The sequence below is a fragment of the Pedobacter sp. AC212 genome, assembly GCF_979258625.1.
Map to the genome: position 1 here is coordinate 4349601 of NZ_OZ409870.1, position 26127 is coordinate 4375727.

The window sequence follows — 26127 nt, forward strand, 5'->3', positions numbered from 1 at the left end:
CTGTAGCTGCCCTGCTATCCGGCATAGCCAATTTTGGAAGCAGAAAGCAGTGGAAAACGAGCACAAACATTCAAAAACCAGTAGTCAAGGAAATTTGCAGCCGAAAAGGAAAAAGCCAGGGCTGGCCTCAAATTACCGATAATAGTTTTCCGCTAGCTTTATGCAAACAAAAGAGGCAAGCCTTGGGCTTTTGTTTCTTTTGGGCCAAGCCAAAAGAAAAAGGCCGCCGCCGATGAGGCGAAAGAGATCCTTCGACTACGCTCAGGATGACATAATGATTTGATTAAGATCGCTTAAAAGATCTCTCCACTACGGTCGAGATGACGACGCCCTAAAATAGGCGCTCGCTATAGCCGCCCTGCTGTCCGACATAGCAGCTGGTGGAAAAAACCTAAATCAAATCCTCATCTTTATAACTATAATAATAATCGTTCGCAAAAATCAAGTGATCAACTACATGCAGTCCCAGCATAGCTCCAGATGCGACAACATCTCTGGTAAGTTTATTATCGCTTTCACTGGGTTTTAAATTTCCCGATGGATGATTATGCGCCAGAACGATATAGGCCGCATTATTTTCAATGGCTACTTTAAAAATAATCTTTGGGTCGGCCACCGTTCCAGCTTGCCCGCCTTTGCTAATTAAATGCTTGCCAATAATGTGATTAGATCGGTTTAGCAATAAAATCCAAAACTCTTCATGGTTAAGATCAGCAAAGGTGTGGTGAAGGTATTTATGAACGTCGCTGGATGCGGTAATTTGGGTAAGCTGCTCTTGCTGTGTTTCCCTTCTTCGCAAACCAAGTTCCAAAGCGGCCACTATCGAAATTGCTTTCGCCTCCCCTATGCCTTTAAACTTCGAAAGATCTTGAATAGATGCCTTTCCAAGTTTGGTCAGGTTGTTATCGTAAAACGCTAAAATTCGTTTACTTAAATCTACAGCTGTTTCATTTCTGTTGCCCGATCCAATTAAAATTGCGATCAGTTCGGCATCGGTTAAATGCCTGCGACCATGCTGTAAAAGTTTCTCTCTTGGCCGATCTTCTTCCGCCCATAATTTGATTCCTAACTTTTGATCGTATTCATCCATAATTTTTTACGCAAAAAAGGCATCCCAACTTTTGGTTGGGATGCCTTTTACTAATATCGTAAAAAAAATTAGCTTATGCTAAACCGTTAACGAATTTCGTTAATTTCGATTTGTTGTTAGCTGCTTTATTTTTGTGGATGATGTTCTTTTTAGCTAAACGATCTAACATAGAGATCACTTTAGGCAATAAATCTGAAGCAGATTTTTTATCTTCTGCAGCACGTAATCTCTTGATGAAAGTACGGGTAGTTTTTGCCTGATATCTGTTACGTAAACGTTTTGTAGCGTTTGCTCTAATTCTTTTTAATGAAGATTTATGATTTGCCATTTCTATTTAGCCTTTTATTTTTTCTTAATCGTTTCCTATAATTCGGGTTGCAAATATAGAGTTTATGTTTTTAAATTACAAAACAATTTAACTTTTTTATCCACATAAATTGCAACACATTTTCCAACAGCAAAAATACATTAAATTTATTCATTAATAACACTTTAACCCAGCTTAATAAAAATTTACTTCTATTGAGAAAACCTGCTTAAAAATACTATTTTTGGGGAAAACGATTTTTGAGTGAAAAAACGAATAGCCATTTTCGCATCCGGCTCAGGCTCTAACGCCCAAAAGCTAATGGAGCATTTTAAACGCAGTAACGACATCGAAATTTCTTTGGTATTAACTAACAACGCTGATGCTTACGTACTCCAAAGAGCAGATAACTTTGAAATCCCCTCCCACATTTTCGATAAGCACGAGTTCTACAAAACGGAAGAGGTGATCAATTTACTGAAAAATTTAGATATCGATTTCATTGTTCTTGCAGGTTTCCTTTGGTTAATTCCTCAAAATTTAATAACCGCTTACCCGGGAAGAATCATTAATATCCATCCTGCAATTTTACCGAAGTTCGGAGGAAAAGGAATGTATGGCGACCATGTACACAACGCGGTAATGGCTGCCGGCGAAACTGAAGGTGGCATCACTATTCATTATGTAGATGAAAACTATGATGAAGGAGAATATATTTATCAGGCTAGATATAAAATAGACAAAGGCGACAACCTGGAAATGATCAAATTTAAGGGGCAACAATTGGAGCATCTACATTATCCAAAGGTTGTTGAAAGTCTGGTAAAAAAAATAAAGAAATAGCCAAGGCCTATCCGGCATAGGAGCTAATGGAAGAGCCTGTCCCGATTTACCTTCGGGAGAAAAAACCTCTATCCGCCTATCGGCACCTTTCTCCTTAAAGAGAAAGGCTCGTAAAAGGATGTCACCTAATTGCTATAGCCGCCCTGCTCATCCGACATAGGAGATGATGGTCAGGAGAAAAACTATATGTTCTATATGCCTATATGGCTTAAAACCTAAATAGTTTTGATCTTTACAAGAGGAAAAACTGAGAGAGATTTGTCTCTTTTGGCAATTTCGTCTGTACTTGGTTAAATAGTGCATAAAATGAAGCTTACAGTAAGCTTAGGCAATCGTCAATCACCTTCATCAGGCCTTCCCTTCAAATCGCCTACTCGCTCAAACCATTCTTTAAAATCTTTTGATCTCCGCTGTGCAACCATCAGTGCTCTTTCTTTAAATTCGAAGCACAACTTAAGCTGCAAAATATTCGAACTATGATTTTCATAATGACTGATAGCAGCACGATGAACAATCTCCGATCTGCTTATCAAAAAGTAATGCTCATTAGGCAATTCATTTATCGTCAGCTCCAGGGTTTTATCCCAGTGCACCTTTTCACCCCCAAACTTTAGCACAAAATTAGATTTGCCATCACTAAATATAACCGCAGGTGCTTCCGGGCCGGCAATAGGAATCGGCGCTGGCTTATTATTGGCTAAGTTTCTGCGTAAAGGGCTATTTTTTAGTTTCAATAGATTTAAAATCAGATAATAAGCATGAACAAGTGCAACTAGAAAAATAACGACCGTAAAATCATATTTAAAATAATTAGCAACCAGAATAGAAGTATCTCTAACCATAAAATAAAAAGTTGCAAACATCACAGCCAGACAGATGGAAAAGAATACGAGTACCCCTTGAATTAATAGCCGCTTCTCTATCGCCTTTCTCCAGGGATAACGCAAGTCAAAATAATAGCTTATTTGGGTAATAAATTCACTCATCGAAATCGCAATTATAATGCTTCCTATACAAGAAAGGTAAAATCCATAATTATGCAACATATCCAACAGATCGTCCTCACCAAAAAAAACTAGAAAAATACCTGTAAGGGTGGCGCAAACGATCCTGATTTTACAACGAGGATAAATACCCGCATCGCTGCGGAAGAACTTCGCTATGAACATGAGAATTTAACTTAGATAATCAAATTAAACAGAATGCTCTAATTTAAAGATTTAACTATAAATAAAACATATCAAAAGGCAGTTTATCGCTCATCCTCATTTTTTATATCACCCATCAATAAATCCGCCTAAACCTGCTTTAAAAGCACTTTTCAATGATAGGTTTGCTGGAAATATGCACGAAGCATATATCACCTTAACAAATTAATCATGGAAAAATTACCTTTATCTCAGGAAGGCTTTGATAGTCTTCAAAACAGATTGTACCAACTATCCAATCAGGAACTACAAATTCAATCAAATGAAATTACAGTAAACTTTCCGCGGTGGATAAGTGAACATTTTGAGCTCAGTACACAGCAAATTGATCACCTGAAATCACTCCCGGCAGCTGCGCTAGAACAATTGTCGTCGCAAACTGCTATTGCTATTCAGGGGAGGCTAAATGTCTCATTAATCAAACCAGATGTAAAGCCGATTAATTCTTACGACAGTAAATACATCAAAACAGCCAGCCAGGTTCAGGTCCTGGCCTCAGATGATGATGAATTTGAAGCCGAAGGCGAATTAGTCATTCAGATCGGTTACTAATCTGTAAATCATCCCTATTTATAAGAATTAGATTGAAGGTGCCATCATATTTCCAATTCCTAAGTCCCAAATCATTTGGGCAAGGCTCGCTTGCCCAATTTTAGCAAGTAAACCTTAAACAAATGACTGCAATACAAAATTTCATCAACCATATCCACCAATCATACCCTATCTCCTCCGACCTGGAAGAATTCTTAATCACATCACTTCGGGAAAATAAATACAGTAAAAACCATACATTGCTAAATGTAGGCCATCTCCCAAAAGAAATCTATTTTCTGATTAACGGATCAGCAAGGGTCAGCTACTTCAACGCGAAAACACAAAGCGAAAACATTCTCTGGTTTTGGCTACCACAACAGATTATTCTCCCTTTGGAAGGCATCGCTAGAAATTACAAGTCCGAAACTTCGATTATACTTAATCAAACCACAACTGTAATCAGCCTTTCCCTAGTACATGTGAAATATTTACGTCAGCTCTTCCCAGAATTTGTTAACGTTGGGCAATCAATCCTGGAAGAATTAATCAAAAAGTTAGCGAGTCACCTACAATTGGTTAAACACGCCAACGCCAGGCAACGCTATCAGTTCATTCTCGAAAATCAACCCACCATTCTGGATATGGTCAACCTCAAAGATGTCGCCTCATTTCTGGGCATGTCACTCAACACCTTAAATCATATTCGGGCAATCAAATAATTAAAGCTAATGGCAGAAAAACAGGCAAGCACCCACTTTGGCATCAAACATAAAGAAACATCGTCAACATACTGCCTGTTAGATATTTATCATACGTCCACACCAAACTAACTTGCATGTATCAAACAGAAACTAAAATGAACAAACAACACCCATTGTTATTGATTTGTACGACAATCCAGTTGATGTTTTTCTATGCAGCAATATCAAAATGGATGGCTTTCGAAAAGTTTGTGGGCGAAATGCATGTACAACCCATTCCACATAGTTGGTCTATGCTTCTGCCATATCTTCTCCCACCCTTCGAAATCCTCATCGCCCTTAGCTTGTTTCCTCCATTTCAAAAATGGGGTTTATGGCTGTCAACATTCACCATGTTAATCTTCACAACCTATATTGCTTCAGGTTTATTAAATTTTCTTGGTACAATACCTTGCAGTTGTGGCGGTATCCTGGGCACTTTATCAATAAAAACCCACCTGCTATTTAACCTGGTCTTTTTAGCACTTTCTGTTTGGGGCATATTCATCATTCAAAGAAAGGAGGTCAGGGAATTAAGTAACTAAAAACCGGCGTGAACAAGGTTCGGCAATGGAAATACTAAACAACCAAATTACCGGAGGCGAATTGAGTAGCCTTTTAAATCCTAAACTAAATTTTAAATTACATGAAAAATTACATTTTCGGCCTGGCGGCCATCGCAATCGCATTTGCAGCAAGTGCATTCACCACCAACTTAAAAACACCAACACAGTACCATTACAAAAGCAGTTCCGCTAATATTACGGATATGCGCAATATATCAAATTGGGAACAGGTTTCTGGTAGCACTTCACCTTGTGCCTCAGGCGATAATGTTGTTTGCCGCATTACTTACGATGGCAATTTGGCTGCTTTCGATTCTTATTTAGATACCCAGTCTGCAGATGATCTATTAGATCAGGCAGACGCAACTAAAGATTAGGCAAAATCAGCTGTACCCGTTCGGGTACAGCTTTTATTTCAAATGCCTATCTTGGATTGGGAGAGATACCCGTTAAACTAATAATCCCTTCAGGTATAGCCATCGCATAACGCAGATCATTGGGCTTCAAAAAGGACTGTCCCTGATTAGTTGCTCTACTAATGCTAATATTTCCTCCAATTCGATTTAAGCGCTTCAAGTCTACCCAGCGCAATCCCCTCATCACCAACTCTTTCCGCCGTTCAGTCAATATCTTATCAATTACCTCCTGCTGAATGGAACTTTGAAAGACTGGATAAGAAATATTTTTATTCCACCGCATTTTCAATAAAAAATTCACGTCACTGAGTGCTTCAGTAAGCAGTCCTTGTCTGGCCAGTGCTTCCGCCCTATTCAGATACATTTCGTCAACAGCAACCCCTGCGAAGAGGGCTGTTGAACCGGTATAATTTCCTTTGAACGACCGTGTACCATTGGCGTTTGTCCTAAAAAATATCGTCCTCCGTAAATCAGCAGTAGCATATTGATTATAAAGTTCATCCACAATATAAGAACGTGCCTGGTTTAATGCTGTTGTTGTAGTCATACTCCAGTAAAACAATGTTTCTCCTCCGTATTGCGGAAATGGCGCAGTTGAGCTTGTGCTCAATGTATTAAAATCCAAAAGTTTATTGTTCAGGTTCAGCGCAGAATCGGCATAAAATCCCGCCTCATGAAATGCATTCATGGCAATAAATGCCCTTGATAACATAGCATATGCCGATACTTTCGATGGGCGCATCACATGCACCTGGCTAACAGGCAATAAGGCTGCAGCCTTTTTCAAATCTGCAATTGCCTGAGAATAGCTTTCTGATACACTAGGCCTTGTAGTGAACTCGTTAAAATCTATGCTAGTTCGGATAGGCACCCCATAGGGCGAACTTTGCGCCGAATCGTGTGCTGGCGACCAGATAAAAGCAGCATGCAACAATCCGATTCCTTTATGAAAATAAGCCATTCCAGCTATATTATCCCATTCTGCACCATTCATAGCTGTTTTAGGTATCTTCACAATCTGTTCCAAAACCGTATTCCCGTAGTAAACATTGCGGTAAAGATGTTGCCAGCTGTTCGATCCCGGATCGAATACGTAATCTGCCTGCCAGCTATACAACCTCCTATCGCTTTCACGGGTCACACCAGATAAATTGGCGTCTGTGATATAGTAATCATCAGAAGCAACTTCCCCGGCATAGGCCGCAGCTTGGTTTAACCTTAAATAATCATCCATCAGACTCCTTAAATCATCAAGGGTCTGCGGTACGGCCAAAAGCTTATTTGATTTGGCCTCAAGATATTTTTCACAACTGGCCAGGCTCAATACAAGCCAAAACCCTGTGGCAATCAAAATCAATACTTTATATTTCATAATCGTTACTCTTAATAGATAATTTCAATTAATACTTTGTCCTCCACTCCAAGCTCCATGCTCCAAGCTCCAAACCCTCAACTCCAAACTCCCAACTCCCAACTCATTAATACCCCGCTCTCAATCCGAAGCTAAAAGTCTTTGATGGTGGTATGGCACCGATCTGATAGTCTGGATCAATACCTAACTGATTTGCCCTCCATAAAATTCCCAGATTAGAAGCACCTGCGGTAAGCTGTAGCCGCTTCAAGCCTATACGTTTACTAAACCTTTCATTAAGCGTATAACTCAGGTTTACAAAGGCCAGTCGGATATGATCTCCTTTTTCTACCAGTACGTCACTCATGTTATAAAATTCATCCCTGCTGCTTTCAGCCGGATAAACCGCCGAAGGTACCTGAGTATTTATTTCATCTCCTGGCCGCTGCCAACGCATCGAATAATCACTATGCCCGGTGCCCTGGTTATAGAGATTGCTATAATTAATACCCTGCCTCTTAAAATAATAACCTAGCTTATAAGTCACCTGTACATCAAGGGTCAAATTTCGGTATCGAAACTGATTGCCCAGCCCGCCAAAAACTGTTGGGAAAACCGATCCGCTATAAACCAGATCATCAACGGTGGTAGCAGTACCTGTAAGGCTGGTATAGTTGGTACTGATTACACCTGTCTCATAACCCTGAGGATTTCCATTAAGCGGACTAAGTCCTCCAAAACGATAAGAAAACATGGCATAAACAGGATAACCCGCCAACGGACTAACAGAATTACCAGTGCTAACCAGATTTTGTCCACTATAAGACGGCAGGTAGTATTCCAATATTCTGTCCCGGTAAATACTAAGGTTAAGCTGACTATTCCATTGAAAAGCCCCGCTCATGTTTCGGCTGTTCAACATCAGATCAATCCCCCTGCTTTGTATCTTGGCCACATTTTTAGTCAGTGTAGTACTAGGCACCGCCGTGTAATCAACCAGAGCAGTTCCATATAAATCAGTAGATTTCTTGGTGTAAGCGTCTATACTACCACTAAGTCTCGACTGAAGAATATCAAAATCTACTCCGGCATTGGTGGTAGCAACTTGCTCCCACCTTAACTCGGGGTTGGCATAAGTATTAAACCGGGAAGCATTTGTTCCGGTAAAAGGAGAAGCACCTGTACTGATAATCGTGGCCAGTGCCGATCTTCCAGGGTCAACATTACCACTCTTGCCATAACTCAGCCGCAGTTTCAGGCGGTTAAATACTGCTGATGTATAAAATCCCTCGTCAGATATAATCCATCCCGCACCAACTGACCATAAGGGCTTCCATTTATCATTACTCGCCACCCCGAAAACATTTGAAGCATCACGCCTTACGCTGGCATTCAGCAGATAACGGTTTTTATAACTGTATCCTGCATTTCCATAAAACGAAACAAATCGGGTCAAACGTTCGCCCAACGCATTATTTCCTGGAAAGATAAAGTCGCTAAAACCGGTAACGGAATTAGGATAAGGTGTCGTAAAATCCACATTGCCATAAGCAAGCGTTTCTTCTCGGTAACCATAGCGTTGGTTGGCCGCAGAAATATTCTTTTGGTTACTCACTTCGCTTCCACCCAATACGGAAAAATCATGTGATCCGAAACGCTGGCTCCAGTTCAGCTGCCCCCTCAATTGTTGGCTCGTCATAACGCCTTCTTCCAAGCCTAAAATTCCGCCCATGGGTACTTTGTAAATGGTGTTTGCCCCATTAATTTGCGTATATTGGTTTATGGCCAGCCTCGCCATATAACTTTCCGGATCATAGTAGTTTCGGTTACTGCTTCGCTGTTCTTCATAGCGGTATTGCACCGAAGCTTCAAGCCCTTTAAGTATCTTGTAATTCACCCCAATGTTACCCATCAAATCACCAACTTTAACACTCAAATCCTGATGTTGGTAATCATCGGCAGGATAATAATTCCAGTCCAGATACCCTTTCATAGAATTTAAATAGCTCATAGAATAATTCTTCGCCACAGCCACGAGGTTTCCCTGGGCATCCCTCACACTTAAATAAGGGAATAGCTGATTACTCCCGTTTGCCAGATCCTGATAACCGGCCCGGCCGTTTCCGTTCTTGGTTCCGGTGTAAAGCCCCTGCCAGCTGATGCTCAACCGATCACTTAAACGCAACATGCTTTTATAATTAAAGCTAAGTCGGCTCCCTGCCGCTCCTAAGTCCGAAATGTTACGGTCATAACCAGCACTAACATATGTAGTCAGCTGCTCTCCCCCCAATTGTAAACTGATAGCATATTGTTGCCTGAATGCTTTTTGATAATTCGATTCCAGTAGAGTCTTCCTGACATCATTTCCCTCCAACATACTCAAAGCAGTATTCAGATCTTCTGTACTAATTTGCCCTTTACTATTCGCAACCAGCAATTCTACAACAGGCGATAAAGGCGGCCGCAAAACAGAATTAATATTTGCATCGTAGAACCCCATCACATAAAGATCTTTCTCCAGGTCTATAAAATCGGCCGACTTCAACTGTTGCAAGTACAATAGATCTGGCTGCTCAGTAAGATTAACATTTCCACTAAATTCGATTGCCAATGGCGTATTCCGTTTCCCTTGTTTAGATGTCATCACAATCACGCCGTTCCCAGCCCGTGCGCCCCAAATCGAGGTGGCAGCCGCATCCTTTAAAATAGTAATGCTCTCCATATCATTAGGGTTCAGATTTTCAACGTTGCCCTGATACGGAAAGTTATCCAGTATAATTAAAGGTTGTCTGTTGCCGTTAATCGTACTCAATCCCCTAACCATCAGGTTTCCGCTAAGGTTCGATCGCCTGTCTACACTTACCCCATTTGCAATTGCTTCCAGTCTGCTTAAAACATCCCCACTAAATTGCCTGTCAAGCTGCGCCTGATCCAGTTGAACAAAAGAACCAACGCTTCGCTCCTTGCTCACTTTCTGATATCCCGTATTTATGGTTACTTCTCCTAAAGTTTGGCTATGTTCAATCAGCCTGAAAGTTAAGGTGCCAGATACAGGTAAACTAATTTCCTGTACAAACGCCTCATAACCCAGGCAACTAACTTTAAAAATATACTGCCCGGCTTTCAACCGATAGTTGAAAACGCCTGAGGCATCCGATGCTAGTTTCACATTACCTGGCGTAATCAGAACATTCGCCCCTCGAATGGCTTTACCATTTGCGTCAATAATTTTACCCGATGTTCTTTCCTGAGCGGCCAGTCTGAAAAAGCAGCAGAACAACCCCACGGTTGCAATCATTTTATTTAACTTTTTCATTTCTCTTTCTTGGAGGTTGAGTGTGATCAATAAGTTGCTTTATAGTTTCTGCCGTTAGTAAATCGTGATGTATAAAACCAGAAATCCTGCCATGTCGACCAATAAGGACACTGGTAGATAAATACTTAAAAGGCAAAACCGTTTCTAAATATTTATCCTCTACGATAGTTGGGGTACTACTTAGATATTTGTCGCCCAAAACATCCTTCAAGGCTTGATCGATTTGTGAGATTTTATCCTGATTTGAGGCCGTAACCACTGGCACGACAACCATGTCACCTTTAAACCTACTGCTTAAGCTGTCAATTAAGGGAATAGCTGTACGGCAACTGCTGCACCAACTAGCCCAAAAATCAATAAGCATTACTTTCCCTTTAAACCTTTCGAGCGTAGCAGTTACAATCTTGCCTTTATCAAGAAAACGATGCTCCTGCTTCCAAAAAGCCGCTGGCAATTTATCCCCAACCATCAATTTCGCTATTGGCTTATTCGCCTGTTGTGCTCGCAAAGGAATATGATAAGCCAACAATAAGAAAGACAATATGGCAATACGCCCCAGCTGTTTGCGCAACAACCGAGTGAGCCTGATCTCAGCAAAAGAAAGCCTGCCAAGTAAAGAAAGTGAACAAACCTCACCCCCTGCCTTCTCCTCGAAGCGTGGGAGCTCAAAGCGCCTAGCATATCCCTCGCTAAAACCATTACCATATAGGTTAAACGCACTGAAAAAATCAGCAAACCCCTGCACTAACCTCAACCCCAACCCCCTATTACTTCGCCCGCTTTTCCCAAGTAACGGGAAAAGATAATGGCAAATGGAAATGCGGGCAGAATAGAGCCTAGCCTGTTCCGCCCTTTGCGGAACCAAGCTCGAGCTTTTGCCATTTTTTTGCGCAAAGGCCTCGTGCGACAAGTTGCATAGCTGGAAAAGCAAAGGGCTTTGCGTACTTTGGCCCTCCAAAGTTCGATGCCCGCCGGCATAGAGGCAAAAGAAAACCCCCTTTATTTTAAGAATTTTCAGCCATACCAATCCCATTACGATGGCTATCGTTATTTTTTGAATCATAAATTTTGTATTAGTTTGTTTAGTTAATCGTTAATAATTGATGCAGCTCAACAGTTACCCCGAGCCCTACCGAAAACTTAAGTTTCAATCTACCTCTTTAGGCTAACAATTTTTTGAGCCATTTTCAACCGTATAGGTATTTAGCCCATATAGCTTTGTCATCCTGAGCTTGTCGAAGGATCTACCCACCTTTCCACTCCACTTGTCATCCTGAGCCTGTCGAAGGACCTACCCACCTTTCCACTCCACCTGTCATCCTGAGCCTGTCGAAGGACAACTTTCCAACTTCACACTCCACTTGTCATCCTGAGCCTGTCGAAGGACAAAACCCTGCCCGCTCCCAAACGATTATCATTAACCTTAACATTATGAAAAAAAGGGAACGAAACAGGGCTTGCCACCTTAAACTAAACAGGGTTCTTCGGCTTCAACGCATACAAATAATCAAAAGGGCACTTTCTGGGATGGCTAACATGTTGGGAGTAATTTGGGATGAAGGTGAACGCAAAAACAAGCACCGCCCTGGGATGGGGCAATGAAAAAAATTGTACTTGTTTGTTCATTTGGTTCATAACTGTTATGTAACGAACCTCTTGATACGAGCACTATAATAGGCTCTAAATACCATCTACCAGGCTTCTCACGGCCATGCCAACGGAATTACAATAGAGCCTATAGATCTATAGTGCACGTAAAAATATGCAAAATATCACTACAGGCATAAATCTATTGCCTCGTTGGCTGTTGATTGTGAGAATTTGGTAGCCGAGACTCTTAAATTAATACCTATTAAAGAGTTTAATCTTTAATTATAATGCTAATATAATTAATCGTGACAATAAAAACAAATATTTAATGAATTTGTCACGATTTCACTCAGTCATTTTATTGGATGATAGAAAGCTCATCCATAATAAGCCAAAATGTTAGAGCCATTAGAAAGGCCCTTAAACTTTCTTCAAAGCGATTCTCTGAGTTAATAAATATATCAATAGCGACCTTGGCAAATATTGAGTCAGGCAAAAAAACGTTCCGTTTGGAATCACTTACCGGAATAATTGATATACTCTCAATCCCGTTAAAGGAACTAAGTAATGTAGACTACAATGTAGACGAGAATTTGCGTGAAGATCTCATACGTAAGTATGAAAGTAATCCAGATATAAAAGTAATTCTTGGATATAGCCCATCCATTGCCGAAGTTTTAAAGAATAAAGTTTTGAATACAAAATTTCTAGATAGCCCGAAGGAAACAAATGAAATAAGATCATTTCTTCTAGAGATGGGCATTGACTTTAAAGCCAATTCGTTACACATAACTTTAAAAAGAATGCCTAATTTAATTGATGTGTTACCACATGCAACTAAAAAAGGCACATTCCTATATCAAAAAAGAAAACAGCTTTAATAGCCTGCTAATTCCGACTGATTTTCCATCAAACTCATGTAATTATTTAATCTCGATTTGTTTTAATGATCGAATTACGATTTGTGGCTTACTCTCATAATTAATGATACGACCGTTTACACAAATACGTTTGCTGAGATATAAATTCGACGGCTCGATATTCAATAAGTACAAATCCTTTTTGTAAAGGACCAATGTTAATTTTTGATCTGGATAGTTGCCCCCCATGTTAACAAATGTTAAATGAGGCAAGACTTTTATGCTGTAAACGGAATCACATATTGAAACCTTCTGGCCAATATGTTTCGAGGCACTATCATTAAGGATTTGTTTTTGAGCTTTCGCTACGGTAAAAATTAGGAATGGAAATTAAAAGGATTAGTTTTCCATGATTAAATATAACATTTTCTTATGAATAAGAATGTATCCGTAATATTTACAGAAAGAGCACATCTGTATTCTCTGTTATGTTGAAAATTTACTAGCCTTTTGAATTATAGAATTGGTAGATTACGTCCGAATATCAAAACAAATTAAATGACTCTCAATATACCAGAAGATCTTAAAAGAAAGATTAAGCAGAATAATTTTGTAATTTTTACAGGAGCTGGAATATCTCTAGCAGCAGGCCTACCTAGTTGGAATGTATTAGTTGATAAAATCTTAGATGGATTAGGTTCAAAAGAACCCAAAGGATTAAAATTTAAAGAAGCACTTAAAGATGATCTGTTTACCCCAATCGAGGTTTTAAATAAAATAAGTCATTTAAAAGAAAGTTCAATTGAGGTATTCTATCAAGAATTAAAAAAATATGATAGTAATAATCCAACTCCTATTCACAAGAAATTAGGCGATTTATCTGATAAAATTATAACAACAAATTATGACAACTTATTAGAAAAATCACTTTCAGGCCATGAGAAAATTGTTTATACAAATAATTACAAGGTTGCCAAATTGTCTGAATTTGAAAAATACATATTTAAAATTCATGGGGATATAGATGAGCCAGATCGATGTATCTTATTCCCATCAGAATATGAAGAGCTTTATTCAATTGATGAAAAATCATCAACTTTTGAATTGAAAAAAATCATTTCTGATAAATCAATATTATTTGTTGGATTTAGCTTAAACGACCCATATATTAATTACGTTTTCAATTACATCAGTGGTTTATATTCAGGATTTACACCTGAACATTTCGTAATTACAAGTCAGAAAGATAAAAGTTGGCCTAACAAAGTTACACCTATTTTTATTGAAGATTTTGATCAAATAGATGAATTATTAGATGAGTTAATTTCTATTAAAATCGAGCAGAAAAATGAAATAAAAGAATTACAAAGCCATTTAGGGAATCAGCCCAAGGAAACTATAATTGAATTTTCTCAAGGCTCAGAATTTGATTCACCACCAAATAATAAATTTTGGGTAGGGCGAAGTAAAGAGATCGTGAATATTGGCAATGATAACTTTAAAGTCGTGTTTATTACAGGTATTGGTGGGCAAGGTAAATCTGCTTTAGCAGCGCATTTTCTTCGAAATTATTTTGATTCTAAGATTTATGAATTTGGTGATTGGAGAGACTTTAAAGAGGAAACCAATCGGTTTCAAACTAAGCTAATGTCTTTGATAAAAAGATTAACGAATAATTCCAAGGTTGTTAATCTTGACGATATGAATGCGAAAGATTTAGTAGATACTTTCTTTTACTATCTTGAAAAACGTAGGATTGTTTTTGTTTTTGATAACGTTGATAGTTACATTGACCTTGAAACATTTAAACCAACAGGAAGTTTAGGCTATTTCTTTGAACAGATATTAAATAGAGACCACTATTCGAAATTCATATTTACATGTAGACCTTTTATTAGAGAAGAAGGTATTAATTTTTACCAGATTTCCTTAACGGGATTATCGGAAGAAGAATGTAAAGAATTGTTTGGGCTTTATAACATATCCATCAATAAATCACAACTAAACTCCTTAAGTATTAGGGCACATAAAGTTACAAGAGGCCACCCTTTATGGCTGAATTTAATTGCGGGGCAAGCCATTCGAGGAATCGAAATTGTTAATGATTTTATTAATCGTGTAGAAAAGAAATCATCGTTCGATGAAGATAATTTTTCTGCAATCTTATCAGAAAAGATTTTAAATGAAGTTTGGACCTCATTGAATGATAAACAAAAAACATTAATTAGAGGGATATCAGAAACAGTTAAGCCTGAAAGGGAAGAAAATTTAAGAAGTATACTCGATAGTGAATTGAATACTAATCAATTTAATAAGGCATTGCGTGTTCTAAAAAACCTGAACTTAGTTGAGATTTTAAGTGATGAGGAAATAGAGCTGCATCCCCTAGTTAAAGAGTTTGTTTTAACTAAATACCCAAATAATGAAAGAGCTAAATTCATAACTCTTTTCGTTCAATATTACGATAAATTTATTTATGTCCTCAAACCAAAATTAAATTCCAATTTGACAATTAGTGAGTTTCAAAATTGGACTTCTAAAATTGAATTGCAGATTAACAAAAAAGATTTTACTCCTGCACTAATTTCTTTAGAAGAGGTCAGTTCAGCGATACTCACTTCTGGATTCTTAGAAGAATATTTAAGAGTAGCTGAATTGCTATTCAATACTATTGGTTGGAAAGATGGATATTCCGAGAAAAGTTTACCAGTATTTCCGCGTTGAAACCTTACCAGGTTTTCCGACACAAAGGTTACCAGCGATAGCTGGTTTATTATAAGAGTTGCTTTTTTGTTTAACAATAATAAGGTTTATTTTTTCTTTCTCAAAGATTCGCCCATGAGTTCAACTTTATGTGCCGATGCTGTCAGTCTGTCAAGTATTGCATCTGCAAGGCTCGGTTCGTTAATGAACTCATAATATTTATCCAGCGGAAGCTGGGAGGTTATGATGATTGAACCATTTCCATACCTGTCTTCAAGAATATCAAGCAGTCCAAGTTTTGCATCATGGGAAAGCGGCTTGAGTCCAAAGTCATCTAGAATAACAACTGCATGTGCAGCTATATTTTTGATCCACTTTAGGTAGGTTCCGTCAAGTTTTGCCTGCCCGATAGCCTCCAGGAATTTATTCATGGCAAGATATAGTACTTTGTGTCCCATCAAGCAGGCATTCCTTCCCAGAGCACAGGCAAGGTAACTTTTCCCGCAACCGGTTAGCCCATGAATAAGGATATTCTGAGATCTATTGACCAGACTATCATCAGATAACTGGCCAAGCATCTCTCTGGTCAGTCCACGTTCCGGTTTGCAGATCACTTCCTCAAGCAGCGCATTGTAACGAAGCCTGCTGTTTTTCAACAACCTCTCGGTTCGATGAAAGTTGCGATGTTCAATTTCAGCCTGACAGAGCATTGCTACCAGTGAATATGCATCTTCCTGTTGATGACTAGGTAGGTTTAACATGGCCTGATAACGTTTTGCCATGCCGGGTAGCCTAAGTGAATTAAGCTGATCCAGTGTTGATTGTTTATTCATTTTATATGGAATTGATTTCTAGTTTAGCGTCTCATATGCTGCCGCTCCCCTGTGATTGCCATGGTCGGGGATTGGTGAACCTTCCGGAGCAGTATCCTCCTGGAGATCCATATTGTTGGATAGGATATTGTTTAGTACCCCATAATTATATTTATATCCTTTTAAGGCTCTCTTGCAGGCATTCTCAACCCGCACCGCTCCAAAGGAACTTATCAGCCTAAGTATTCCAAGGCATGGCCCATAAGCCTGATGAATGGAGATCTTACTTTCCATCAGCTTACTGAAGAACTGATGGGTGGCCTGGCCGTTTTGCTCGGCTTTCAGTAAATAATAATCAGGATCCCAACCACGCCTTTCAGCAATCTTTCTGTGATTTTCCGGCATATGCTCCAGATCTGTGGTATAGCCATGCTTTTTAAAGCTTCGCTTGTGTATCGCAACTCGTTCAAGTTGATAATAGATTTCCACATGGTCTGAATCATAAATGATGGTTACGCTTTTGCCCAGATAAGCAAATGGTACGCTGTAGAAATGCCAGTCTTCACCGACCACTACATGATAGTTCTTCTGAACCTTTGCTTTTGTGTGGTGGGACAGCTCGAATGGATGAGCGGCCAGGGGCTGCAATAGTGGCTTTTCCTCAGTCTCAAAGAGATTTATCCGACTATAGCTCTTTTTCTGGAAGTTTAACTGGTGGTGCTCGTCTACCTTTTTAAGAATAGCCCTGTTTAGTTCGTCCAGACTATAGAAGCTTTCATTGCGTAAAAGCGCAAAGACCCTTCTATAGAAAATGAGCACCTGATTCTCAACCGATGGTTTATCCTTTGGCCGACCCGGACGGGTGGCCAAGAGGCCTACTTTATTATGCAATGCCCATTGCTCCAGTAGCTCAGGAAAAGTAGGTTCATATTTACATGTCCTTATCACCCATTGTTTCATATTATCAGAGATAATGTTCAGCGGAGCTCCCTGGAAATAATCCAACATCTTGTTGAGACCACCGATAACATTAACCAGGGATGCATCCGGAAGCGCCATAACAAAGCAGTAGCTACTGAATGGGAGTACTCCAACCAGAACAGGACATTCTATTACCTCACCGCTATCGCGATCAACATAATCAAGTCTTGAGCCTGCAAAATCAATCTCCAGAAGGTGACCTGGCTTGTGCTCCATACGCATACTGGGCTTTCTTGAGGAAAGCTCAATATCCAGAAGTTCGCAGAACCTTGAATACTGAAACCCTGATGGATATAACTTTAGGTACTCCTGCCATAACAAGAACCTGGTAACACCAACACGCTTAAGTTCAAGAAGGAAATAACCAGCCTGTTGCTGAAAATGAAACTTTCTTAGATCGATGGGCTCATCCTTTTGTTCCTTTTGGGAATGGACAAGGGTATTTAAATCATGGTCTCCCATATTAAAGAGCACATCGTAATCGGTGCCGGTAGCCTTAAGCAATTTCGAATAGAGATGAATGGTCGGTCGGGAAACCCCTGTTTGCCTGGCGATCTCACGCTCAGAGTAACCACGTTTAAGAAACAGGAGTATCTGTCTTACTTTTTGCATACTGAGTAGTTTATTTGCCATCTCTATATAATTTGATCCTGATCAAAACTATAAGAAACGGTAGTAAATCACTCTTAATGGTAAACTTTGCCGTGGAATAAGTGGTAACCTTTGTGTCGGAATGTCAGGCGGTTAAGAGCCTTGAACCGTTACAAATGGTAAACTTTGCTCCGGAATACCTGGTAAGTTTTGAAATGGAATACCTGGTAATATTTCCTTCCGAATGCCGGTAAGCTATGCAGCGGAATAGCTGGTAATATATCCAGCGGAATGGTGGTAAACTATAGAGCGGAATATCCAGAAAGAAGCAATAAGTCAAGAATACCCCTATTTCAATTCGCAATTTCTTGTTCTAACATCTACTCAAACTCACTTAGGCAAGTATGAAATATGTGATCAAAATCTTGACAAGTATGCAAATTTGATTTTGGGCAAAAGTTCTAATTATTTATCCTATTGTAGCCAGAGGGCTTACTCACTATGGTATAGAGGGCAATTCGAGGATGCTATTGCATTTGCTGAAGAGGGCGTATATCTTTTGGCAGAATCTAATCTCCCTGATAACTATAGCCTAAGACATAATAATGCTTTGATTTTACGAGACATTAAAAAAGGTGATAGCGTTAATAAGGCATTAGATCATTTTTTAATGAATGAAAGTCTAGAAGAGATTTTAAATAAAAATAAGATCAATTTTGATTTTAGTGGTCACTATTATGGAAATATCGGAAAATGCTTAGAACATCTAAATAGATACGACGATGCTTTATTCTGTTATTATGTTTCTTTAAAATTACTGCTTAAGGAGGTTGATACTTATTCCATATTAAATATTGGATACGCATGTAGTTGGATTTCTAAACTACTAATTGAGGAAAAGAAATACAAAGATGGATTGTACTTTTTGAAGTATGCTATAAATTGTTGGGAAAAATCTTCGCCACAGAAAGCAAAAAATTTAAGGCATCTTTGGAATAATATCAATTTTGATAAAACTACTAAAGATTCTATAAATAATTTAATAATATGGAAGGTTGAGGATTATTGTAAAAGCTATCTAGGAAAACAATTGTTATAATCAAGCTTTTTCCAAATATCTTAACTTTCACCATCATGAAAATAGCAGCTTTTTATATCCCCGCAGGATATCAGCCGAATTTATTTGGTTCAGGGCATTCAGATATGACCATTAATTTAGGGGGTAAATTTCTCTATACCTTAAATGAAGGACTCATTACTTCAGTTGTCGAAAATCCAAATTATCTGGATGACATTCTATCTAAACATATTTCACTTTTTTCCTGCGTAGTAGGTAGTAATGGAGGAGGAAAAACTACGCTACTTAACCTTATTGGTAATGCCTACCATTGCAAATATGTAGTAGAGGATGAAAATGGGCATTATGAGGTGAAAGATCATATTGAGGACGTTCATCGGATTTACTATACTCCCTATCTTCATCACAAAACACTCGATGCAGTAAGAAATAATTTCAAAGATCTTTCCAAATACACGCTTATGAGACTTGATAATCACGGCGACAGTGGGCAATTTGAAAGCTTTTTAGAAGTGCATCATTCAGAAAACATCAAACGATGGATAGGTTTTAATCATTTTTATATCAGAAATGAAATACAGGAATTGCGATTGCCAACATTCAGTGATGTAAAAATTAAATTAAATCATTTTGAAAATTCGGTGTATTCACCTGATCATTTTCATGACACCGCATATCAATTAAGAGGGCCAATAATAAGTCTGTTCAATAAGATAAAGGCAGAGCAAGAACAAAAAGAATCAAATATGGGCCTTGGATCTAAACCTCCTAAAGAAGAAGCAATAAATATCAGTAACTTGATTAGATTTGAATACGATCTTTATGAAGCTTTTCTTGGTAAATTCGTCTCAATACTCGAAAGCTGTGGAAATAAGTTTTTAGATGAAGGTTATATCCCTGATGATTATGAAGAGATTTTTGCAAAATTAAATATAAGAGAGGCCTTGGAATGGCTTTTAGTCAATTCTGGAGTAGAACTCGGTGAAGATAAGTACAGTTTCTCCTCTCATAAATCAGGACTCGAATTAATTGATTATATAATTAGTTTAGTTAACAATGAACGTATAACTGACAATTGGCGAATCATCGAAGTCAATGAAAATCAAGCGTATCAAATTATTGAACTATATGATACATTTAATGAGTCTTTCGTCAATAGTTGGTTTGATTATGACAGGATGCCTATGTTTACCTTTCTTCCGCAGATTATTTTAAGTTCTGGTGAACAGGGGCTCCTGAATCTTTTCAGCACATTATATTACCACGCAAGAAATATTAAAAACAATGTGGACATTGATTATCACTCTTCAAATTCTTTGGAAAAAATAGATGATAACATTATGCTATTATTAGACGAAGGAGATAATGCCTTTCATCCCCAATGGAAGAAGGAGTATGTTAAGATGCTGAGAAAAGTCGTACCACTAATATTCCCTGCTTATGAAATTCAAATTATTATCACCTCGCACGATCCTCTGACCCTTTCTGATTTCCCAAAGAATAATGTGGTATACCTTGAACGTTCGGGCAACCGAACAATTCTAGGAAATCCCAAAAATAAGCGCACATTCGGTGCCAATATATCTGACTTGCTAAAAGACTCTTTTTTCATTTCAGACGGTCAAATCGGTAGTTTTTTGGCAAGCATCATTGACCATATGGTCAATCGAATTAAGCAAGGAAACCTTTCAGAAAATGCTATAAGAGAAATGGAACGAATTATTCATTGTCTCGACGAACCAATCTTAAAATTTAAACTTGCTGAAATGTTATCAGAAGCATCTGGAACTGGACATTTTGAAAAGCGGCTTATTGACGAAGAAATCTTAAGACTAAATGAAAGGAGGGGTAGAATATAATGTTTTATATCGACCAAACTAGCCAGGCTTTCGACGATGCAAAGCAGGCGCACTACAAAAACATTCGCTACATCATTAGAAAAAAGCTTCAGGGAAATGCATTCACAGAAATTCACCCTATCGGCCTAGCTCAGGAGATCAAGAAGGTAACTGGCATCCACTCTTCGATTGAAAAATTCTTTTTAAATGATAAGAATATGAAGACTGTCCTCATAGGAAAGCCAGATGAACTGGACAAGATTAAGTCCAAATTTAATACAGTAAAAATGCGAGAGAGCATTAGAAAACTGATACGTTATGATTCATTTATTGATACCGATAAAGATAAGACTTTCCGTTTTTACCATGCTTATGACTTTGCTCAAAACATGGATATACCAACATGCGTATACTGTAACCGACTTTATACCCATACCATTATCCCATCCCAGGGAGAATATGTTGCTAGAGCAACTTTAGATCATTGGTTTCCGAAAAGTACCTACCCGCTATTAGCTCTATCCTTTTATAATCTGATACCAAGCTGCAATGTATGTAACTCAAGTGTTAAAGGAACTGCGAATTACACCTTGAAAGATGTCTTTCACCCCTATCATAAACATAGGAATCCAAATGAAGTAATGGACTTTAAATTTTCCTATGACCTGGAAGACCATAGGACTGCGACCAGAAAGTTAATTTCAAATAATACATTTACGGCCAAGAGTCTATCGGTTATGAAATTGAATGATATTTACAAGGTTCATAATGAGGAAATCAGGGAATTAATATACCTTAAAAAAGCTTATTCTGAAAGTTATTTATCGTCTTTGCAAGGTCTATTACAAACCAGTGTTTCTCCTGAAGAGGTTTATAGACTAGCTTTCGGCGTTTATCTTGAAGATGAACATTTGATAAAACGACCACTTAGCAAGCTTAAAAAAGATATCCTATCTGGACTTGGCATTATATAACAATCAGCTGTTCAAAATGTTAAGTGTAACATTTCAAAGTAACAATGAACGCAGATTTGTAATCTGCTTCCAGAATGTCTTATAAGCCTAGAAGTATGACCTCAGCTGGCGCACGCGTGTGCATATTTAACTCCTTACTCTAAAAAACATCAACTTAAACAGCACTCGAAAACTCTATCTTACAAAAATGCAAACTACAAACAGCTGAGTATTATTTAGAGTTAAAATCCAAAAATCTTATACGCTAGTATCAGCTCCTGTTCATTATAATTCACCCATGACACGCATGCATTAGCTAGGCCCTTTGTTTACAGAACATTCGATATAGTATCCTGTCCCTGCTGGTCGAGATTTGTAATCTCTTCCCCTCGATGTTGCACGCGTGTCGAGTGTATATCAATATTAGAATGGTTTCTTGTATTGATTTGCATTATAATCGCAACTTTACTTCCGATGCTGCCAGCAATAGCCACTTCCATTCCCACTTCTTTTGCAACGACTCCCTTTCTTAGTCAACGCTTTGCATTGCCCCACGTAGTTTGCACTCTGGCTATTACTGGTTTTCTTAACAGAACTAAATGAATTGATATTTCGGGAGGGTTTAGGAGCGCCTACACCGCAGCTGCCGCCAGCACCACAATGTTTGCACCGGCTGCAATTGGAGCAGGCCGAGCACGAACTGTACCCGTAACAGGTAGCAACGGGTTCTTTCGGTTTCGGTTTTTCAGGTGTAAAGTTTAACAATGTTAAACTCAAAACCATTACGATGAGCGTTTTCAATGGGGATGATTGCTTTAAATAAAAGGTTTAAAATAGTAGGTTTTAACACCATCCGCAATACTGAATAATGAGTATTCGCCTTTAGCATTAATTATCGCTAAATATATAGATTAGCTTTTCCAATTAATTACGGGAAACCGTAAAACTTTTAGGAATATATGTTTATATTTGTTTTGTCATTCCTGACACCTTGCCATTATCCCAATTATCCCAATATCCATCTGGTTTCAGATTATAAATCATCCCTACATGATTTTATAAACCAATTAAGGCTTTAATGTATCAAATCTTTACGCCTGCTTTCAAAATAAACCAATGAAAAAACCAAGCATGATTTACGCATTGTTGGTAACAGCGCAGCGTTTCTCCTACAAACCCAGTCTGGTAATTATCGGGATCAATCCCAGAACCATATTTCAGATTGAAAGGCGTAATAATTAAAAATACACAAGTATTTTTACGGGTTTGCGATGCAGAATAACTGGGAAATAGATTAGGCAAACAGGCCGAAATAAGTCATAACCTCCACCATTTTAACCCTCAATGAATGAATAAAATCCCCATAGTGATATATCCAGATAAGCCCTTGCAAGTGCCCTTCTATAAAATTTATTTCCCATGGCTTGATCTCGCGATTCTTGCTATACTGTTGTATGGTCAAGTTTGGCTTACATCCCCCTTAAAACAATATAAGTTAATGAATAAGGGCGTTACAGTGGCTGCCACAGTAACTAATAAAGACGAATTAGCCCAAAATGGTGGTTTGATGATTCAAGATGTGCGTTACACTTTCTCAACTAAAAAAGGTCAGTCATTGCAATCAGCTTTTATAAGTCCCTACGGTATGTACCGTCCGCTAGATAAAGATAAGAATACAGTAGCAATCGTATATCTCCCCTCAAATCCATCGCTCAGTCAGGATAAACAAAGCTTGGCCCAAAACATTAATGATTTAATATTCAGAATTATATTAATGCCTTTTGTATTTGTAGTAATTGTTTACGTCATCATTGCATTTTTTATTCGGGAAGATATAAAAGCCAAAAGGCTTAACCGATTGGACAAAAAGATACTGGGTTTTGATTAAATCTTAATTCGCATGCTATTGATATTCTAACTAAGTTGTTAATATTAATTTAACACCAAGCATATTTTTTCTTCATACCTTCGTCATTCACTTAAATGATCTGATTAACGCCCCCCTTAGACATTTAAAAAGTAATGAAATTTAAAAACATCTTTATCTATTCAGGATTAATTGGCATCCTGTCACTATCCGCATGTTCGAAGAAAACAGCAATTGAAGGCGAAACGCCTGTAACACCTCCCAAAGCGCCAACCGCTTACGCCATTACGGAAACTTTTGAATCTGGTACCAAAGGTGGTTATGCCTTAGATAGCGTACAGCTTTTAACCGGGAAATGGACCATGAGTGATGCCCTTATTGGTAACCTTGCAGCAGATGTCAAAAATGGCGCAAAGTCCGTTCGCTTAAGAGCAGGCTACTTGTCGATGAACTTTGATGTAGCGGGCACACAGATGATTTATATTTCTCATGCTAAATACGGCACAGATGCCAATTCCACTTGGCAACTGCTGGCCTCCACCGATGGAGGAAAGACCTTCGCACAATTGGGTTCAGATATTGCCGAAACCAGTACAACTCTCGTTATTGATTCATTCAAAGTGAGTACTACCGGTAAAATCCGTTTCCAGATTAAAAAGGTAGGTACCACCCGAATTAACATTGATGATATAATCTTTAAAGGTACTGGCGATCCTGGTATTATTGTAGGCGCACCAGATACCGATCCTGCCGACAATGGCAATACAGGAACGGCTGCTCCGGGGAGAGGAACACCAGAAGCAGGCGCTGATGCGCCGCCAGCAGGCGGTGATAATTCAAACTTATTGTTCGGAAATCCTTCAGGTGCTCAGGCAACAATTGTTTCAGCTGAAAATTACCTCATCGATCAAAAATATTATGTAGAAAGTTATAGCATGTCTCGCGGTACACCTAACTGGGTGAGCTGGCACTTAGACCCAAATAACTTTACCGGAACAGCAACAAGGCAAAATGATTTCGCCTCATTTACAGGTTTGCCAACAAATTGGTACCAGGTACAAAGCAATAGCTATTCAAATTCCGGCTTCGATAGAGGCCACAATTGCCCAAGTGGCGATCGTACCAGTTCAAGTACAGCCAATTCGGCAACATTTTTAATGACTAACATGATCCCTCAGGCCCCAAATAATAATCAAAAAACCTGGGAATCTTTTGAAACCTATCTTCGTGCCCAGGCATTAAACGGCTATGAAGTATATGTAATCATGGGCAGCTATGGTACAGGTGGCATTGGCTCAGCCAGCGCATCAGTAATCAATACCATAAACAATGGAAAAGTAACAGTTCCGGCAAATGTTTGGAAAGTAGCAGTATTGCTAAAAACTGGAGATAACGACGTTAGCCGTGTTACATCATCAACCAGGGTAATTGCTATCAATACACCTAACATCAATAGCACCACCGCAAGCTGGAAAGATTATATAGTATCAGTTCGTGATATTGAAAGTGCAACAGGTTACAATCTGCTTTCTAACTTACCACAGAATATTCAGGATGTGGTAGAGAAAGCGAAAGATCCGGGTAACTAGAGGATTATCAAACTCGTAGGGGCTATATCTTTTTATTTGCCTAGCCGATAAGAGTAGCGCAAAACCGCATCTGATTGATTTGATGCGGTTTTTTTTATTTTATTCAACTACATTCAGTTGTTGTATGTTACAAAAATCTTTAATTATAACCCTAACCCATTTAAATATCATCATCCGTATTTAGGGGTAACAGTAAATCGGGATCATTATTAGGTTTTTTCCCGGTAGATACAGCATTAACCCGCTTGCTTATCTTAGTCCGTTTCATCAATTCCCCAGGGAAAGTATCTAACACCATCATTTTGGTCTCAATGGGCAAACTTTTACTTAACCATATTTCTTCCTCTGCTTTAGTTAAGATCACTGGCATCCTTTTCTTGCTATGAACTTCGGCAACAAGTGCATTGGCCACCGTGGTCATAATACCATACGTGCGGAACTTTTCTTTTGTTTCCGGGTCTACCCATTGCGACCACAAGCCTGCAAAACAAAACAGTTTCCTCTCTTTTACGGTAAAGCGGTAAGGCTGCTTATCGCCTTTACCGTGTTCCTTCCACTCGTAAAAGCTATCAGCCATAACCAGGCAGGTTTTATGATGTACCAATAAAGGCCGCCAGGTTTTAGATTCCATTGCGGTTTCGCTTCTAATATTCCAACTATCGAAGCTCAGCTTTAAATTTGCTGCGCTATGCGGCACAATCCCAAAGCGCATTTGCTGGATAACATCTGGCTCATCTGCAGTAATGATCAAACCCATTTGAGTAATAGCTAAATTATAATTCGGGCTCCATTCACCTTGTATTTCATAAGGATGTGCTTTCAAAATTTCTTTTTCTTCAGCAGTAAGGGTATAACGTGCACACATAATAGTTTTATTATTTATAACCTAACAAA

Annotated in this window: 23 protein-coding genes; 13 read left to right on the top strand and 10 right to left on the bottom strand. The window is 38.6% G+C overall.

The features are described 5' to 3' along the window. Nucleotides 1–391: 391 nt before the first annotated feature. A complete protein-coding gene (radC, locus tag ACZZZC_RS18635; RefSeq protein WP_463487862.1) occupies nucleotides 392–1090 on the bottom strand; it encodes a RadC family protein in 699 nt (232 codons plus the stop codon). Nucleotides 1091–1163: 73 nt separating this feature from the next. Further along, a complete protein-coding gene (rpsT, locus tag ACZZZC_RS18640) occupies nucleotides 1164–1418 on the bottom strand; it encodes a 30S ribosomal protein S20 (protein ID WP_010603296.1) in 255 nt (84 codons plus the stop codon). Between the two features lie 243 nt (nucleotides 1419–1661). Here rpsT and purN point away from each other — a divergent pair, with 243 nt between their 5' ends. Continuing rightward, nucleotides 1662–2240, top strand: a complete 579-nt coding sequence (gene purN, locus ACZZZC_RS18645) for a phosphoribosylglycinamide formyltransferase (protein ID WP_463487863.1) — start codon at nucleotides 1662–1664, stop codon at nucleotides 2238–2240. A gap of 335 nt (nucleotides 2241–2575) precedes the next feature. Here the strand turns inward: purN and ACZZZC_RS18650 are convergent, their stop codons facing one another. Continuing rightward, nucleotides 2576–3409, bottom strand: a complete 834-nt coding sequence (locus tag ACZZZC_RS18650) for a LytTR family transcriptional regulator DNA-binding domain-containing protein (RefSeq protein WP_463487864.1) — start codon at nucleotides 3407–3409, stop codon at nucleotides 2576–2578. 210 nt (nucleotides 3410–3619) lie between these two features. Here ACZZZC_RS18650 and ACZZZC_RS18655 point away from each other — a divergent pair, with 210 nt between their 5' ends. From ACZZZC_RS18655 to ACZZZC_RS18670, 4 genes are all read left to right on the top strand, one after another. Further along, nucleotides 3620–4000 carry a hypothetical protein gene (locus ACZZZC_RS18655; RefSeq protein WP_463487865.1) on the top strand — a complete coding sequence of 127 codons (381 nt, stop codon included), beginning with the start codon at nucleotides 3620–3622 and terminating at the stop codon, nucleotides 3998–4000. A 122-nt stretch (nucleotides 4001–4122) separates the two neighbouring features. Next, on the top strand, nucleotides 4123–4701 hold the full coding sequence (locus tag ACZZZC_RS18660) for a Crp/Fnr family transcriptional regulator (RefSeq protein WP_463487866.1): 579 nt from the start codon (nucleotides 4123–4125) through the stop codon (nucleotides 4699–4701). A gap of 116 nt (nucleotides 4702–4817) precedes the next feature. Further along, nucleotides 4818–5267, top strand: a complete 450-nt coding sequence (locus ACZZZC_RS18665) for a MauE/DoxX family redox-associated membrane protein (protein WP_463487867.1) — start codon at nucleotides 4818–4820, stop codon at nucleotides 5265–5267. A 101-nt stretch (nucleotides 5268–5368) separates the two neighbouring features. After that, nucleotides 5369–5665 carry a hypothetical protein gene (locus ACZZZC_RS18670; RefSeq protein WP_463487868.1) on the top strand — a complete coding sequence of 99 codons (297 nt, stop codon included), beginning with the start codon at nucleotides 5369–5371 and terminating at the stop codon, nucleotides 5663–5665. Between the two features lie 46 nt (nucleotides 5666–5711). Here ACZZZC_RS18670 and ACZZZC_RS18675 read toward each other — a convergent pair whose 3' ends face one another. The 3 genes from ACZZZC_RS18675 to ACZZZC_RS18685 form a co-directional block, all read right to left on the bottom strand. After that, nucleotides 5712–7076, bottom strand: coding sequence for a RagB/SusD family nutrient uptake outer membrane protein (locus ACZZZC_RS18675; protein WP_463487869.1), 1365 nt, complete (start codon nucleotides 7074–7076; stop codon nucleotides 5712–5714). A 106-nt stretch (nucleotides 7077–7182) separates the two neighbouring features. Next, entirely contained in the window at nucleotides 7183–10371 is a 3189-nt protein-coding gene (locus ACZZZC_RS18680; RefSeq protein WP_463487870.1) for a SusC/RagA family TonB-linked outer membrane protein, read from the bottom strand. Further along, nucleotides 10355–11434, bottom strand: coding sequence for a TlpA family protein disulfide reductase (locus tag ACZZZC_RS18685; RefSeq protein ID WP_463487871.1), 1080 nt, complete (start codon nucleotides 11432–11434; stop codon nucleotides 10355–10357). Before ACZZZC_RS18685 ends, ACZZZC_RS18680 begins: the two co-directional genes overlap by 17 nt. 368 nt (nucleotides 11435–11802) lie before the next feature. On the opposite strand from ACZZZC_RS18685, the gene ACZZZC_RS18690 reads away from it, so the two are divergent. From ACZZZC_RS18690 to ACZZZC_RS18700, 3 genes are all read left to right on the top strand, one after another. Next, complete coding sequence (locus ACZZZC_RS18690) at nucleotides 11803–11973, top strand: hypothetical protein (protein ID WP_463487872.1); 171 nt, start codon at nucleotides 11803–11805, stop codon at nucleotides 11971–11973. A gap of 353 nt (nucleotides 11974–12326) precedes the next feature. Continuing rightward, nucleotides 12327–12842 (top strand): helix-turn-helix domain-containing protein, encoded by a 516-nt coding sequence (locus tag ACZZZC_RS18695; RefSeq protein WP_463487873.1) that lies wholly within the window; start codon nucleotides 12327–12329, stop codon nucleotides 12840–12842. Nucleotides 12843–13379: 537 nt separating this feature from the next. Continuing rightward, entirely contained in the window at nucleotides 13380–15545 is a 2166-nt protein-coding gene (locus ACZZZC_RS18700; RefSeq protein ID WP_463487874.1) for an SIR2 family protein, read from the top strand. 86 nt (nucleotides 15546–15631) lie between these two features. On the opposite strand, the gene istB is transcribed toward ACZZZC_RS18700, so the two are convergent. Both istB and istA read right to left on the bottom strand, forming a co-directional pair. Further along, complete coding sequence (gene istB / locus ACZZZC_RS18705) at nucleotides 15632–16357, bottom strand: IS21-like element helper ATPase IstB (RefSeq protein WP_463487538.1); 726 nt, start codon at nucleotides 16355–16357, stop codon at nucleotides 15632–15634. Between the two features lie 18 nt (nucleotides 16358–16375). Continuing rightward, on the bottom strand, nucleotides 16376–17950 hold the full coding sequence (gene istA / locus ACZZZC_RS18710; RefSeq protein WP_463487875.1) for an IS21 family transposase: 1575 nt from the start codon (nucleotides 17948–17950) through the stop codon (nucleotides 16376–16378). 406 nt (nucleotides 17951–18356) lie between these two features. Here istA and ACZZZC_RS18715 point away from each other — a divergent pair, with 406 nt between their 5' ends. Genes ACZZZC_RS18715 through ACZZZC_RS18725 form a run of 3 tightly spaced genes read left to right on the top strand, consistent with a single transcriptional unit; the run spans nucleotide 18357 to nucleotide 21798 of the window. Beyond that, complete coding sequence (locus ACZZZC_RS18715; RefSeq protein WP_463487876.1) at nucleotides 18357–19007, top strand: hypothetical protein; 651 nt, start codon at nucleotides 18357–18359, stop codon at nucleotides 19005–19007. A gap of 35 nt (nucleotides 19008–19042) precedes the next feature. Further along, nucleotides 19043–20845, top strand: a complete 1803-nt coding sequence (locus ACZZZC_RS18720) for an ATP-binding protein (RefSeq protein WP_463487877.1) — start codon at nucleotides 19043–19045, stop codon at nucleotides 20843–20845. Continuing rightward, complete coding sequence (locus tag ACZZZC_RS18725; RefSeq protein WP_463487878.1) at nucleotides 20845–21798, top strand: hypothetical protein; 954 nt, start codon at nucleotides 20845–20847, stop codon at nucleotides 21796–21798. The genes ACZZZC_RS18720 and ACZZZC_RS18725 overlap by 1 nt, the downstream gene beginning before the upstream one ends. A gap of 444 nt (nucleotides 21799–22242) precedes the next feature. Here ACZZZC_RS18725 and ACZZZC_RS18730 read toward each other — a convergent pair whose 3' ends face one another. Continuing rightward, complete coding sequence (locus tag ACZZZC_RS18730) at nucleotides 22243–22560, bottom strand: DUF5763 domain-containing protein (RefSeq protein WP_463488244.1); 318 nt, start codon at nucleotides 22558–22560, stop codon at nucleotides 22243–22245. Nucleotides 22561–23125: 565 nt separating this feature from the next. On the opposite strand from ACZZZC_RS18730, the gene ACZZZC_RS18735 reads away from it, so the two are divergent. Then, nucleotides 23126–23665 carry a hypothetical protein gene (locus ACZZZC_RS18735; RefSeq protein WP_463487879.1) on the top strand — a complete coding sequence of 180 codons (540 nt, stop codon included), beginning with the start codon at nucleotides 23126–23128 and terminating at the stop codon, nucleotides 23663–23665. Nucleotides 23666–23799: 134 nt separating this feature from the next. Then, complete coding sequence (locus ACZZZC_RS18740; RefSeq protein WP_463487880.1) at nucleotides 23800–25233, top strand: DNA/RNA non-specific endonuclease; 1434 nt, start codon at nucleotides 23800–23802, stop codon at nucleotides 25231–25233. Between the two features lie 160 nt (nucleotides 25234–25393). On the opposite strand, the gene ACZZZC_RS18745 is transcribed toward ACZZZC_RS18740, so the two are convergent. Further along, the gene (locus ACZZZC_RS18745) at nucleotides 25394–26098 is read right to left on the bottom strand and encodes an SOS response-associated peptidase (RefSeq protein WP_463487881.1); all 705 of its coding nucleotides are present in this window, start codon (nucleotides 26096–26098) and stop codon (nucleotides 25394–25396) included. Nucleotides 26099–26127: the final 29 nt, after the last annotated feature.

Coding starts and splice junctions, on each gene's coding strand:
- ACZZZC_RS18720 (WP_463487877.1), top strand. CDS start 19,043: ATGAAAATAGCAGCTTTTTATATCCCCGCAGGATATCAGCCGAATTTA.
- ACZZZC_RS18680 (WP_463487870.1), bottom strand. CDS start 10,371: ATGAAAAAGTTAAATAAAATGATTGCAACCGTGGGGTTGTTCTGCTGC.
- ACZZZC_RS18670 (WP_463487868.1), top strand. CDS start 5,369: ATGAAAAATTACATTTTCGGCCTGGCGGCCATCGCAATCGCATTTGCA.
- ACZZZC_RS18675 (WP_463487869.1), bottom strand. CDS start 7,076: ATGAAATATAAAGTATTGATTTTGATTGCCACAGGGTTTTGGCTTGTA.
- ACZZZC_RS18735 (WP_463487879.1), top strand. CDS start 23,126: ATGAATAAAATCCCCATAGTGATATATCCAGATAAGCCCTTGCAAGTG.
- ACZZZC_RS18730 (WP_463488244.1), bottom strand. CDS start 22,560: ATGGTTTTGAGTTTAACATTGTTAAACTTTACACCTGAAAAACCGAAA.
- rpsT (WP_010603296.1), bottom strand. CDS start 1,418: ATGGCAAATCATAAATCTTCATTAAAAAGAATTAGAGCAAACGCTACA.
- istA (WP_463487875.1), bottom strand. CDS start 17,950: ATGGCAAATAAACTACTCAGTATGCAAAAAGTAAGACAGATACTCCTG.
- radC (WP_463487862.1), bottom strand. CDS start 1,090: ATGGATGAATACGATCAAAAGTTAGGAATCAAATTATGGGCGGAAGAA.
- ACZZZC_RS18745 (WP_463487881.1), bottom strand. CDS start 26,098: ATGTGTGCACGTTATACCCTTACTGCTGAAGAAAAAGAAATTTTGAAA.
- ACZZZC_RS18690 (WP_463487872.1), top strand. CDS start 11,803: ATGAAAAAAAGGGAACGAAACAGGGCTTGCCACCTTAAACTAAACAGG.
- ACZZZC_RS18740 (WP_463487880.1), top strand. CDS start 23,800: ATGAAATTTAAAAACATCTTTATCTATTCAGGATTAATTGGCATCCTG.
- ACZZZC_RS18660 (WP_463487866.1), top strand. CDS start 4,123: ATGACTGCAATACAAAATTTCATCAACCATATCCACCAATCATACCCT.
- ACZZZC_RS18685 (WP_463487871.1), bottom strand. CDS start 11,434: ATGATTCAAAAAATAACGATAGCCATCGTAATGGGATTGGTATGGCTG.
- istB (WP_463487538.1), bottom strand. CDS start 16,357: ATGAATAAACAATCAACACTGGATCAGCTTAATTCACTTAGGCTACCC.
- ACZZZC_RS18700 (WP_463487874.1), top strand. CDS start 13,380: ATGACTCTCAATATACCAGAAGATCTTAAAAGAAAGATTAAGCAGAAT.
- ACZZZC_RS18650 (WP_463487864.1), bottom strand. CDS start 3,409: ATGTTCATAGCGAAGTTCTTCCGCAGCGATGCGGGTATTTATCCTCGT.
- ACZZZC_RS18695 (WP_463487873.1), top strand. CDS start 12,327: ATGATAGAAAGCTCATCCATAATAAGCCAAAATGTTAGAGCCATTAGA.
- ACZZZC_RS18725 (WP_463487878.1), top strand. CDS start 20,845: ATGTTTTATATCGACCAAACTAGCCAGGCTTTCGACGATGCAAAGCAG.
- ACZZZC_RS18665 (WP_463487867.1), top strand. CDS start 4,818: ATGTATCAAACAGAAACTAAAATGAACAAACAACACCCATTGTTATTG.
- ACZZZC_RS18655 (WP_463487865.1), top strand. CDS start 3,620: ATGGAAAAATTACCTTTATCTCAGGAAGGCTTTGATAGTCTTCAAAAC.